9 protein-coding genes and 1 pseudogene are annotated in these 12,921 nt (G+C 35.5%); 9 read left to right on the forward strand and 1 reads right to left on the reverse strand.

Annotation, left to right across the window (positions count from 1 at the left end; genetic code table 11):
* Window positions 1-11 precede the first annotated feature (11 nt).
* From IGI58_RS07825 to IGI58_RS07840, 4 genes are all read left to right on the forward strand, one after another.
* Entirely contained in the window at window positions 12-1,163 is a 1,152-nt protein-coding gene (locus IGI58_RS07825; protein WP_429953893.1) for a hypothetical protein, read from the forward strand.
* Between the two features lie 196 nt (window positions 1,164-1,359).
* A complete protein-coding gene (locus IGI58_RS07830) occupies window positions 1,360-2,487 on the forward strand; it encodes a DUF916 and DUF3324 domain-containing protein (protein WP_429953892.1) in 1,128 nt (375 codons plus the stop codon).
* A 124-nt stretch (window positions 2,488-2,611) separates the two neighbouring features.
* A complete protein-coding gene (locus tag IGI58_RS07835) occupies window positions 2,612-3,865 on the forward strand; it encodes a hypothetical protein (RefSeq protein ID WP_429953891.1) in 1,254 nt (417 codons plus the stop codon).
* Window positions 3,866-4,175: 310 nt separating this feature from the next.
* Window positions 4,176-5,282, forward strand: a complete 1,107-nt coding sequence (locus IGI58_RS07840; protein ID WP_429953890.1) for a tyrosine-type recombinase/integrase — start codon at window positions 4,176-4,178, stop codon at window positions 5,280-5,282.
* A gap of 161 nt (window positions 5,283-5,443) precedes the next feature.
* Here the strand turns inward: IGI58_RS07840 and IGI58_RS07845 are convergent, their stop codons facing one another.
* Complete coding sequence (locus tag IGI58_RS07845; protein ID WP_429953889.1) at window positions 5,444-6,955, reverse strand: helix-turn-helix domain-containing protein; 1,512 nt, start codon at window positions 6,953-6,955, stop codon at window positions 5,444-5,446.
* Between the two features lie 381 nt (window positions 6,956-7,336).
* On the opposite strand from IGI58_RS07845, the gene IGI58_RS07850 reads away from it, so the two are divergent.
* The 5 genes and pseudogenes from IGI58_RS07850 to guaB all read left to right on the forward strand — a co-directional run bounded on the left by IGI58_RS07850 (window position 7,337) and on the right by guaB (window position 12,899).
* Window positions 7,337-7,525, forward strand: a complete 189-nt coding sequence (locus IGI58_RS07850) for a DUF951 domain-containing protein (protein ID WP_087641580.1) — start codon at window positions 7,337-7,339, stop codon at window positions 7,523-7,525.
* Window positions 7,526-7,535: 10 nt separating this feature from the next.
* Window positions 7,536-8,636, forward strand: a complete 1,101-nt coding sequence (gene ychF, locus IGI58_RS07855) for a redox-regulated ATPase YchF (protein WP_429953888.1) — start codon at window positions 7,536-7,538, stop codon at window positions 8,634-8,636.
* Between the two features lie 100 nt (window positions 8,637-8,736).
* A complete protein-coding gene (locus IGI58_RS07860) occupies window positions 8,737-9,420 on the forward strand; it encodes a DUF1129 domain-containing protein (protein ID WP_087641578.1) in 684 nt (227 codons plus the stop codon).
* Window positions 9,421-9,583: 163 nt separating this feature from the next.
* Window positions 9,584-11,256 (forward strand): annotated as a pseudogene (locus IGI58_RS07865) (hypothetical protein).
* A 158-nt stretch (window positions 11,257-11,414) separates the two neighbouring features.
* Window positions 11,415-12,899 (forward strand): IMP dehydrogenase, encoded by a 1,485-nt coding sequence (gene guaB / locus IGI58_RS07870; protein ID WP_429953885.1) that lies wholly within the window; start codon window positions 11,415-11,417, stop codon window positions 12,897-12,899.
* Window positions 12,900-12,921 lie beyond the last annotated feature (22 nt).

Below are 12,921 nucleotides of genomic sequence, written 5' to 3' on the forward strand. Positions count from 1 at the left end.
GAGAATAAGAAGTGGTTTATCAAAATATTATAGTTGATATTTATCAAGCTGCTTCTCCGGCAGTAGGCGAGCGTCTTTTTGACGATGATATGTTGCGGGATATTTATTATATCTGTGAAGAGATTTTTCAAAAAAGAAATCTAGGAATTCCCTACCCTAAAGAAGAAGTAGAAGAATATTTTGAGGAATTCCATACAATTATTTCTTTTTTCAAACATGTTGAGATCACGTTGGATTTTGTGGATCTTGATTGGTCGGCATTGTTGGACGAGCTTATTCATACATTTCCTCAGATTGCCTGGATAGGAGGATCGAAGGAAAAGGAAGACAATCGAGTCATTTACTACATTGATTTTGTTCCTATTGCATATCGTGAAGTAGACTTTCCTTTTATGGTCAATTTACTGCAGTCTTTAGAACAGCAGCTATTAGTTGAAAGTGATGACGTATTAGAGCTGTTTATCGAGGAAATCGAACGATTAGTGTCTAAATTTGTCAAACCGCTTCAAACTGTTGAAATTGATTCCAAACCTAAACCTAAGTCTAAGCCAAAAGTAGAGGGTGTAGAAAATAATATAAAAGAGGCCAATATAAATTACGTCCTAAAAATGGAAGAAGCAGTAAGCAGGGAACGTTATGCAAAAGAGCGCATGCGTTTGGCAAACCAAAAGTTGGAAGTCGTTATTGATCAGATGGAGAGACAAAATTTATCCAGAGCAATCAAAGAACTAAGTAAGCCTAACAATAATGAAAATGAAGACTGGGATCAAATCCTAAAAATCGATTTAAGGGAATATTCAAAGTTGATGCAAAAAGCTAAGTTTTTAGAGCAGTCATGGATGATGAATAAGGAACTGGTCACAAAATCAGAAAAGATGACAATATCTGATAATCGGTTGACGTATGAAAGGGAACAAGTTCGTAGTTTTAAAGATTCCGTTTCAGCGAATGAAATCTATTTGATTCTAGATGAATGTAAAATGATTGAGTCGCGTGTGAAAATCAAGAAAAAATCTTGGTTTAGACAACCCCATGTCCGAATCATGAGGATGGATTACGATAGTATTTTAAATAAAGCAGCTTATTTTGACCTTATTCAGGGAGAAAACTTTCTATTAGAGCAAATCATCCTGAATGAGGAGCCGGTTATGGATATAGAGTAAAAATAGAGTGGGAATAGTCGGCTTTTCCCATTCTTAGTACATAGTTTATTAAATGTTTGCTAGAGATATAAGTCAGTGTATCGAAAAGATTATAGTGACTGTAAAAAAATTTTTCTGTTGAAGAAGCAGAGGCCTTTACGCATCAGTTCTTCTTTGCTACAGGGAATTCAATCCGCTGTATAAGGGGTTTAAATAAATGTCAATTAAACAAAAGAAAATTCGTGTGCTCCTCCTGAAAATCAGTTTTTTTCTAGGTATTTGTTTTACTATATTGTCAGTTGAAGCCAGCTTTGCGGTGTCTGTCAAACCGATTTTACCGAAAAATCAATCTGATACTGGGGTGACCTACTATGATCTGAGAATGAACCCGGGGCAGGAGCAGGAGTTAAAATTGGAAGTGTCCAATCCCTCTGATATAGAACAGGAAATAACAATAGAACTCAATGATGCAACAACGAATTTATCAGGAGAAATAGACTATTCTGATCGTTCAGGTCAAGTATCAAGGGATAAAAGTTTAGTTGTTTCCTTCAAAGACATTGCTCAAGTAGAGTCCAGGGCGATAGTTCCAGCTCATGAAAAAAGAATAATAATCGTTCAGCTAAAAATGCCTCCAGAGCAGTTTGACGGTATGATTTTAGGCGGGATCAAGATCAGTTCAATTGATTCGAGCCAGTCTCAACTGAATGATCAAAGTAGAAAAAAATCCTATATTGTCGCTGTAAAACTAACTGAAACAGATGTACCTGTTATGGCGAATTTAAATTTGCTGCGGGTACTTCCGAAAAAAGTTGATGGAAGACAAACGATACAGGCAACAGTCCAAAACGATCAGGCAATAAATGTAGAAGAGCTTGAATATACAGCAACAATTACTGAAGAAGGCTCTGATCAAGTTTTGTATCAAGTGGCGCAATCCAATTATCGAATGGCCCCTAATTCAAGCACAACTTTTATTATAGCGGATGAGAATGACGCTTTGACGTCTGCGGGAAGATACTTGCTCCAGTTGACGGTCAAATCTAAAGACACAGGTCAAGAATGGAAATGGAATAAGGGGTTTGAGTTAGCTAAAGAAACCGAAAACTATCAGAAAAATTCTAAACATCTGATGATTTATATAGTGATTTGTTCTATTACGCTGGCTTTTTTGCTTATTGTTTTAATAGCGCTGATACTTTTAAGGAGAAGAAGACAGAGGCAATATGAAGCAGAGCTGTATCAGAAGAAAAAAAAGCGAAAGCGTCGAAAAAAAAATCAGCAAAATAAAAAAAGAAATCCTGAAAATAAACAACAAAAAATAAAGAAAAATAAAAGACGGTAAGCACCAGCGGATCTGCGAAGATAGCACTAGAGTAAATCAGACTAGAGCGCTATACAGGATTATCTATAAGGGATGATGGCGTGAAACTAGATTGGCAGCATAACAATTCGAGGAGTTTGAGGACATGAATGAGACCGGACAAAATCTCCAAAGACATGGGAAAAAAATCATCAAAAAGTACATTCTTCATCAAAAAGTAAATCCAAGACTTTTAGGAGTAGAAATATATAATAAAAAGCTAAAAACATCGCATGAGGCTTATCTTTCTTGCAAATTAGTTTTTAAGAAAGATATCGACTCATTGATGGAACTGGAACAAATAGCAATGAAAGTCCAAAAGACTTGGGTAGAAGAAAATGATGAGCTGATCATTAAGAGGATCAATATTTTTACGTCGCCAGCGTATATTGTTTTGACTTTTACGATCGGCTTCTTTGAATCTGAGCATGTGAGACAGCTCCCATTTTTTAGAAGTTGTGTACAAGAGTTAATTGAATCATATAAAGTAGTGCTAAAACAAGAGCGAGAGACTGAATATAAGAGAAAAGAAGAAAAAATATATAACGTATTAGAAAAGTTCAATCAGCTAACCGAAAAAATGGAAGCTATAGAACATAGACTTGAAAAAAATGAAGAGATTGTGCTGGATTCTGGTGAATTACTAAAAAATGAACTGACTAAAGTAAGTCAAACATTGAAAGAACAAATACAACCTAATGACTATGCGATGTCTCCTAAGACTCATACATTGGAGAAATCAGTATCTAAACATAAAGAGCCCCGATTTGAGGTTGGAGAGATAACGCCACTAAAAGAAACAGAAAAAGATGAGAGTGTATCTCAAAGTAGCCGCCGCTATACTTTAGTTCGTTCAAATCAACATTCTAAAAAAAGAGTATTAAAAAAGCAATTAAAGGTTCAGGGAGTGTCGGAGAACAAGGAGCGTGAAAGTGAACCAGTACTGCCCGAACGAACTGTTCGTCCAAAATATATCTCTAAAAATGAGCAGGAAGTCATAAAGTATTTTGAAAACAATGTGCCCTCAAATAAAAGAAAAATGGTACCAAAAAAACAATTTTTAGATCTAAAGATGAAAGTCGAATTTATAGATTATTTGTGGATGTTACTGGAGTTAGAGGGCGAAGATGAGATCATGATCGCTAATGAAATAAGTTGTAGAAAGCTCATAGAAGAATTAGGTCCATTCATGGAAAGAGTCGATAAAATTGCAGGGAGCCTCTCGATTTTTAATTATTGGGTATATTGTCCACAAGAAGTATTGATCAAATTAGAAGGATACGCAGCATTGAAAGAGTTACTGAGTAGCTCTTTGAAACGGATCAATGATAAAGCAGTAGTTAATAATATAAAAAAGTAATCTCTTGGTGTGAATAAAAACGGGATATGCGTGGAAAAAATAATCGTTTCTATAGCAAAAAAATCTTGAATGCTACTTCCAAAAATTCTTATTTCTACCAAAAAAATTGAAACTAAAAAAAGTCAAATTAATTCATAATTAGTTAATAAAAACAAACGTATTGTAATTGTTTGGAGTTGGGGGAATAGGAAATGGATAAAGGAGATCGTCAAAAAACATTTTTTGATAATAAAATGACATATTTTTTCGCGATTTGCAGTGATTTCATTTTCTTGAATTAACAAATTTAACTTTAGAAAGGATCTTAGTTATGGCAAGAAGAGGAGAGAACATCTATAAGAGAAAAGATGGCCGTTGGGAAGGCCGATACATAAAAGGTAGACGAGAGAATGGAAAGATTTATTACGGGTATATTTATGGGTACAAATATGCCGAAGTTAAACAGCAATTGATATTGATGAAATATGAAAAGCAGACAACTAATCATAAGAACTTGCGTCAGTACGATGGTCAGTTACTTGATTGGACAAATTATTGGTTGGAAACATTTGTACAACCAAAGGTCAAAGGAAGTACATATGCCAGCTATAAAAATAAAATGGAAGTCCATATCCTATCAAGAATAGGCACCATCAAATTACAAAAAATGACACAATCAGATATTGAAAAATTACTTAATGACATGAGAAAAACGCTGAAAGCCAGCTCTATCAGGTCTATTTTTTCTGTTTTTAAAACATGCATCAGCAAGGCAGTTTCATTGAATTTGCTTACAGATAATCCGTGTAGAGGTATCGAATTGCCCAAATCTGAAAGAAAAACAGTTCAAGCACTATCGGTTACAGATCAGAATAGACTGATTAAGGAAGTCGATACAAATCAAAAGTTCTTCTCTATCATTTTAGCATTGCAAACAGGTTTGAGGATTGGGGAGATTTGCGGATTGAAATGGGAAGATATTGACTTTGAGAATAATACTTTGGGAGTGAATCGAACAATATTAAGAATCCCGAAAAATGATGCAGGTGTAAGAAAGACTGAGATTGTCGAAATAACACCTAAAAGTCAAAATTCTTCTCGAAGAATTCCTATTTCCGATTCATTGAGAACAAAATTATTGGAACTTCATAAAGTTTCCACTAGTGATTACGTTATCTCTAATAAACATAAGGCATTAGAACCGCGTACAGTCGCGTATCGCTTTCAAGTTGTACGTAAAAAAATTGGACTGGAAAAGTTTTCTTTCCATTCTTTGCGTCACACATTTGCCACTCGTTGTTTAGAAGCTGGTGGAAATATTGCTACTATCAGCTCTTTATTAGGGCACTCGTCAACAAAAATGACACTAGATTGCTATACGAACTCGTTTTTATCAGAAGAACGTCAATTGGTAGAAAAGCTTAAATTTGTTAGTTAGTATGACGAATCAGATCATAGAAAAGTTAAGGTATTATGCCGCGAGTGCCGGCTCAATCACTTGAAAGCTATAATAGTCGCTAGATGCCATTTGCTTTTCGGTTTATAAAAATCAAATCTCAGGCTGAAATACTTCAGTCCCAGCCTTTTGATTTTCTGTCGTTAGCAATGGGAGGAATAGATTTTATAAAGTAATTCAGCAAGATCGATCTTATCCATGTTTTCATTATAATTGGTGATGAAGAAAAAATGACGTCCTTGTTTTTTGAGAGTAGGCCAGTCGATATTACTGATTACAAGATCGTAAGGCTTATCGGTCACAAGTGGTTCAGCTTGAGCAAAGGTTGTTAATTCAGCATAATTGATCCACCATTTAGTAAATTGTTTTTTAAACAATAGATTGCCTTCAATAAATACACCAACAGTCACTTTGGCTTTGATCCATTCTTCATAAAGATTCAAGATATAAACATACTTTAATATTAAAAAACGGGTATCGGATTCATTTTCAAAAAGTGTAGGGTATTTTTTTTTCATATAATCAATAAATGCATAAATAATGGTAAAACGATGATTCTCTTCATGACTAGAAAGGTGTGACTCCCAATAGTAATTGATGTGACCTTTAAAAATCAAATGACGATAGGCGATCGAACTGAGATGATAATTTAGCATAGAACGATGCCGTTTAGTTAGTCGAGTATCGGGATAAGCTAGCTCCATAAAATCTAAAAATTCATTATTTAAGGTTAGGATGAAAAGATTACTCTTTTTTTCAATAATATCCAGTTCTTTTAAACAATATGAGTGAGTTGGAATGATTTCTTCTCCTAGTAAAAAGAGGATCAATAGGATGGTTTCGTTAGGAAGCATCTTAAAAGAATAATAAACTAAAAAAGATGTCAGAACTTTGTCGATTTTTCTAAAAAGAGTAGAGGTTTTTAGTATACGGATAAAACGTTTTTGATTATGATACCCAGTTTTATTGCTAAAAAATGGTAATTGATCGTTATAGTCCGAGATTCCTTTTTGTGCATTCCTTCTTTTTAATAAACTTAGGTAAATAATTAGTTTTCTTTTGGAAAGAAAGGATAAAGGAGAACCAAGAATCGTTTGGATTTTATTTACTGTGTCGTAGATTCTAGGATCGATATCATGAATTTTTAACGGCTGTTTTAAATCAGTGATAAGAAGTAAAGAAATGTAAAAAAAGCGAATCTGCAATTCTGATCCTAAAAGATAGCCATTTTGGATAGACAAGTCAAACTCTTTTAGTAGATTGTTTAACTCGTTTATTTTTCGAAAATAAGTTGAATGACTGATTCCGATTTTTTCACATAATGGGATAGGATCAATCGTTCCGCACAGCAGCAGTTTTTTTAAGATTTGATATTTTGGTGCATGTGTAATTAGTTTATTAAATAAAGTATGTATCGAATATTCTGGTTTTGTTTGAAATCGAACCGTATGTTTTATAACATCAATTGAAAAACCATTATTGGAATTTTTTGCATGAGTCATTAAGTTTTCAAGTAATTTTGACAAAAGATAGTCTCCGATTTTTAGATGTGTCAACAGCTCCTTCTTTGTTGCAGATCCCCCATTATTGATTATGTATATGAGCAAATCAATTTGATAGGCCTCCATTTTTTCTAATAAATCAAATTTTTCCACAATAAAACTCCTTTTTATACCAACTAAGAACAAATATTTTTGAAAAATTATAAAAAATGTTATATTTTGATTATTTTTTTATCATTATCCAATATAAATAGATAAAGTTCAATCCTGTTTTGTCTAATATCTTCATTCGTTTTGAATTTGATTATTTGATCGATCTCCTAATAAGGATATTTCCAGTTGTGGATTTTCCTTTTTAAGATTCGGATTTTTTTGATTTATATAGTAGAGATAGAGTATAATGAGTGATGTTGTGTAAAAAGAAACTATTGAGAAAAAACATTTTGCTAGTGATTCAAAAAAATGTTATTGTTAGCTTAGGAAATCGTGTCTTTTTGACTATCAAGCGTTCAATGTAGGAGGTATTTTAAGAACATGTATGATCTTGGGGATATCGTTGAAATGAAAAAGCCACATGCTTGTCAGGCGAATCGTTGGGAGATCATCCGAATGGGCGCCGACATTAAAATAAAATGTACGAACTGCGGTCATATCGTTATGATGACACGTCGGGATTTTGAAAAGAAAATGAAGAAAATTTTGGAAAAAAATGATAAAGGATAGTGAATGATCAATGGCATTAACAGCTGGAATCGTGGGTTTGCCTAACGTAGGGAAATCAACTCTTTTTAACGCAATCACAAAAGCAGGAGCAGAAGCGGCAAATTATCCGTTTGCGACGATCGACCCAAACGTTGGGATGGTGGAAGTACCAGATGATCGCCTGTTGCGGTTAACAGAATTAGTAAAGCCTAAAAAAACTGTACCAACTACTTTTGAATTTACAGATATCGCTGGTATCGTAAAAGGTGCAAGTAAAGGTGAAGGATTGGGCAATCAATTTTTAAGTCATATTCGTCAAGTAGATGCAATTTGTCATGTTGTTCGTTGTTTTGATGATGACAATATCACCCACGTTGAAGGACGTGTTGATCCGCTGGCAGATATCGATACAATCAATCTAGAGTTAGTTTTAGCGGATTTGGATTCTATCAATAAACGTTACACACGTGTGGCCAAAATAGCAAAAACAAAGGATAAAGATGCAGTTGCTGAGTTGGCTGTACTAGATAAGCTTAAACCAGTATTAGAAGAAGGTTTATCTGCACGGACGATCGATTTTACTGAAGACGAACAAAAAATCGTTAAAAGTCTATTTTTATTAACTGCAAAACCGATTCTATATGTTGCGAATGTATCGGAAGATGAGGTTTCAGATTCAGATAACAATCCGTATGTTCAACAAGTTCGGACTTTTGCAACTAATGAAAATGCAGAAGTGATCGTGGTTTGTGCACGAGCAGAAGAAGAGATCGCTGAATTAGATGATGAAGATAAAGCAGAATTTTTAGAAGCTCTAGGTATTGAAGAATCAGGCTTGGATCAGTTGATTCGTGCAGCCTATGATTTGTTAGGCTTGGCAACCTACTTTACTGCAGGTGAACAAGAAGTTCGTGCATGGACATTCCGTAAAGGAATCAAAGCACCTCAGGCAGCCGGAATCATTCATACCGATTTTGAACGCGGATTTATTCGTGCCGAAACTGTTTCATTTGATGATTTAAATACGTATGGCAACATGCAGGCTGCAAAAGAAGCTGGGAAAGTCCGCTTAGAAGGAAAAGAATATATTGTGCAAGATGGCGATGTTATGCTTTTCCGTTTCAATGTATAGGAAAAATTTGTAAAAAACTGTTTTTCTCCCTAAAAAGTGTGTTAGAATACTTTTTAGGTAAAGACTGCCCTGTTTTTCATGGGCGAGGAGGACGCAAAAAATGGAATCAGAAGCACTTCGAGAGATTGTTTCAGAAAATCGTGAGCTTGAACAAAAATTGACCAAAAGAAATGAACAGTACATTTTTGATTTAAAGAAGTCATTAGTAGCTGCCAACCTTTCTGAAGAAGCACAAACGCTAGCTTTGCATGAGATTTTACCACATCTGGTAGAAGGTCAAAAAAGCGGTAAAACTGCACGTCAACTGTTCGGTACTGTATCTGAACGTACGGAGGCTATTTTAAATAAACCAGAAGAATTGCCAGAGTCGACTCCTGCATTGATGTGGCTGGATAATACGTTACTGCTATTTGGCGTGATGACGTTGATGTTTTCGATCATGATGATGTGGTCTAAAGGCAAAACACAACCTTTAGGATTGTTGACACTTGTTTTAGCTTCAATGGCAGGCGGGTATGTATTTTATCTTACATACAAATACATTTATCAGTACGACCGCCCGGGAGTAGACAAATCAAAACGACCTGGTTGGTTTAAGACTGGTTTGATTTTAGTGGGTTCAATGTTGCTGTGGATAGTAGTATTTGCAGGTTCTGCAATGTTGCCGCCAGTAATTAACCCTATCTTAGATCCAGTGATCGTGATCGTTATTGGTGGATTGGCATTGATCGTACGTCACTTCTTAAAGAAAAAGTACAACATGCGCAGTAGTTTAGCGCGTTGATTCAGCAGAATAATCAACCTTTTGCATATGAAAGAACCAAAAATGAAACTAAGCTTAGTTTTGTTTTTGGTTCTTTTTTATATCGAAAGATAGTAATATTTGAAAGAGATGGCTTGTCGAAGTATCTTATAAAGTAGAATACAATTTAAGAAAGGGCGAATGGATGAGAGAATGGATTTGTAAACGAAGTCGATGGTTGATTTTTTTAAGTTTTCTTTTGTTAAGTTTTTTATCTCTGTATATCGTCTACTTTCAAAATGGACATATTTTGATTGGAGACGACTATCATTTTCATCAAAATAGGATCGAAGGCCTGGCACAGTCTTTAGCACATGGTATTTGGCTTCCTAAGATCAGTTACTTTTTTATTGGTGGTTACGGATATGCCTCAAGTTTGTTTTATCCGGATTTTTACTTATATATACCTGCTCTGTTAAGAGTAGCTGGTTTTTCGCTGGCGACAAGCTTTTTGTTCTTTGCGACAATGATCAATTTAGGAACGTTTGGGATAACGTATTTGTCTGGGCGAATCATGGGATTACCTAAGTTGAAGAGTTATCTGTTTTCGTTATTATATACTTTATCGATCTATCGATTACAGGACTTCTTTAATCGTCAGGCGATCGGTGAGTTATTGGCAATGGGCTTTTTTCCTTTAGTGTTAGCCAGTCTAAGCTTGTTAAAAGCTGGTAAGGTGCAAAATTGGTGGTTGTTGACGATCGCAATGACGGGAATCGGGTTAGCACATTTTATATCATTGGAGATCGTTAGTATTTTTATTGGTTTATATGTCCTTTTAAATGCGCGTTGTTTTGTTAAAAAGCAAACACTCACAGCACTTTTGAAAGCAACAATTGTAACGATTTTTCTGCTAGCCTTCTACTTAGTTCCTGTTTTTGAACAAATGAGTCGAATTACTTTTCAAGTGACAGCCAACCCACTCACGTTGATTTCAGATAGGAGCTATGCGTTGGGAGAACTTTTGGCAAATAGTTTTGAAAATCGGGTGTTTCATGCTTCCTCAGCGAATATTGGACTTATTCTTTTGGTAGGGCTATTGGTAAATGGCGTAATGTTGTTTAAGCAAAAAAACGTGGAGCGTGACTTGCTCTTCCTTTCTTTTTTATTTATGTTTATGACAACTAATTTATTTCCTTGGCAGTTATTTGATCAGACTCCGTTGAATACTATTCAATTTCCTTGGCGTTTTTTATCCATAGTGACACTACTGTCGGCTTATTTGATTGCCAACGACTACAATAAGATCTTGAAAAAGATTCCGTATGGACAAGGTATTTTGATCCTTTTCATTTTACTAGGCGTGGTGATTTATGAGTGGGAGAGTATCGATACTGAAGGGAAGCGGATTGTATCACATCAAAGCTATGACCAAACCAACAGTTACTATATCGGTGCTGGGCACGAATATTTACCAAAAGAAGTAAATTATCAAAAGTTGTTAAAAAATAAAAAAAGAGAAATTAGCTATGATCCAGAAGTTATGACTATAAAAAAAGTGAGCTATCTTTTGCCTCAGTAAGCTTCGATTATCAAGTCGCTCAGTCAAAGCCAGCAATCGTTACGCTTCCTTTTATCTATTATTATGGGTATCAGGCGAAGGTGATCGAAGATGGGAAGGTGAAAGAAATACCTGCCGTTTTAAATAAACAAAATGGGTATGTTGCTCTTTCATTATCAGGAAAAGGTAAAGTGACTGTTTCTTATAAAACGACTTGGGCACAAAAGATTTCATTAAGTATTTCGCTGATCACTCTTGCGCTGCTTTTCTCAGTAAAAGTGATACCATATATTTCAAAAAAAATTCTAAAGAAATAACTATAGTTATGATTTGTTTAAGATGATAAAACGATGAGTGCGATCTCATGTTTTATGAAAGCGAAAGAAAATTTCTGTAAACAAAGAAATGCGGTTGACTTCACCATTATTATCTGTTATTTTCTTATATAAAATTAAATAGAGGAGTGGTCTGGAAAATGTCTAACTGGGAAACAAAATTCGCGAAAAAAGGTCTTACATTTGATGATGTATTATTGATTCCGGCAGAAAGTCACGTATTGCCAAACGAAGTAGATATGAGTGTGCAGCTAGCGAAAAATATCAAATTGAATATTCCTCTAATCAGTGCAAGTATGGATACAGTCACAGATAGTAAAATGGCGATTTCAATGGCGCGCCAAGGTGGACTAGGTGTTGTCCATAAGAATATGAGTATTGCACAGCAAGCAGATGAAGTGCGCAAAGTAAAACGTTCTGAGAGCGGAGTGATCATTGATCCATTTTTCTTAACACCGACGAATTTAGTAGCAGATGCTGAAAATCTGATGAGTAAATACCGCATTAGTGGTGTGCCTATCGTTGAAACAATGGAAAATCGTAAACTGGTTGGGATCATCACTAACCGTGATATGCGCTTTGTGACAGACTATCAAATGAAGATCGAAGAAGTCATGACGAAAGACAATTTAGTGACAGCCCCAGTTGGTACTTCTCTAAAAGATGCCGAAAAAATCCTACAAAAACATAAAATCGAAAAATTACCGATCGTTGATGAAAATAATCGTTTAAGCGGTTTGATCACGATCAAAGATATTGAAAAGGTGATTGAATTTCCGAATGCAGCCAAAGATGAACATGGTCGTCTTTTAGTCGCAGCAGCTGTAGGTGTAACGAGTGATACATTTGAGCGTGCAGAAGCTTTACTTGAAGCTGGTGCAGATGCGATCATCATTGATACTGCACACGGCCATAGTGCAGGAGTGATCCGTAAGATCAAAGAAATTCGTGACACTTTCCCAGAAGCAACATTGATCGCTGGGAATATTGCTACAGCAGAAGGTGCTAAAGCTCTTTATGATGTAGGTGTTGATGTTGTAAAAGTCGGGATCGGACCTGGTTCGATCTGTACAACACGTGTTGTAGCAGGTGTTGGTGTACCTCAATTGACAGCTATCTATGATGCAGCTTCTGTAGCCCGTAAATATGGCAAAGCAATCATTGCAGATGGGGGAATCAAGTACTCAGGTGATATCGTCAAAGCTTTAGCAGCAGGCGGACATGCGGTAATGTTAGGAAGTATGTTAGCTGGAACAGATGAATCTCCTGGTGAATTCGAAATTTATCAAGGCCGTCGTTTCAAAACATACCGCGGTATGGGTTCATTAGGTGCAATGGAAAAAGGATCAAGTGATCGTTACTTCCAAGGCGGCGTGAATGAAGCGAATAAATTAGTACCTGAAGGTATTGAAGGTCGTGTTGCTTACAAAGGTAGCGTAGCAGATATTGTCTTCCAGCTGATCGGTGGGCTAAAATCAGGTATGGGTTATGTTGGAGCTGCTGATTTGAAACAATTGCGAGAAGAAGCACAATTCATTCAAATGAGTGGAAACGGACTAAAAGAATCTCATCCACATGATGTTCAAATCACAAAAGAAGCACCAAACTACTCTGTAGAACAATAGTATATATAATAAAAAACACCGT

The organism is Enterococcus sp. AZ020, from assembly GCF_050499205.1.
GTDB classification, from domain to species: Bacteria; Bacillota; Bacilli; order Lactobacillales; family Enterococcaceae; genus Enterococcus_L; species Enterococcus_L dunnyi.

Bases quoted from the DNA above. Each gene is read 5' to 3' on its own strand.
- IGI58_RS07850 (WP_087641580.1), top strand. From the start codon at position 7,337: ATGTATGATCTTGGGGATATCGTTGAAATGAAAAAGCCACATGCTTGT.
- guaB (WP_429953885.1), top strand. From the start codon at position 11,415: ATGTCTAACTGGGAAACAAAATTCGCGAAAAAAGGTCTTACATTTGAT.
- IGI58_RS07835 (WP_429953891.1), top strand. From the start codon at position 2,612: ATGAATGAGACCGGACAAAATCTCCAAAGACATGGGAAAAAAATCATC.
- ychF (WP_429953888.1), top strand. From the start codon at position 7,536: ATGGCATTAACAGCTGGAATCGTGGGTTTGCCTAACGTAGGGAAATCA.
- IGI58_RS07830 (WP_429953892.1), top strand. From the start codon at position 1,360: ATGTCAATTAAACAAAAGAAAATTCGTGTGCTCCTCCTGAAAATCAGT.
- IGI58_RS07860 (WP_087641578.1), top strand. From the start codon at position 8,737: ATGGAATCAGAAGCACTTCGAGAGATTGTTTCAGAAAATCGTGAGCTT.
- IGI58_RS07840 (WP_429953890.1), top strand. From the start codon at position 4,176: ATGGCAAGAAGAGGAGAGAACATCTATAAGAGAAAAGATGGCCGTTGG.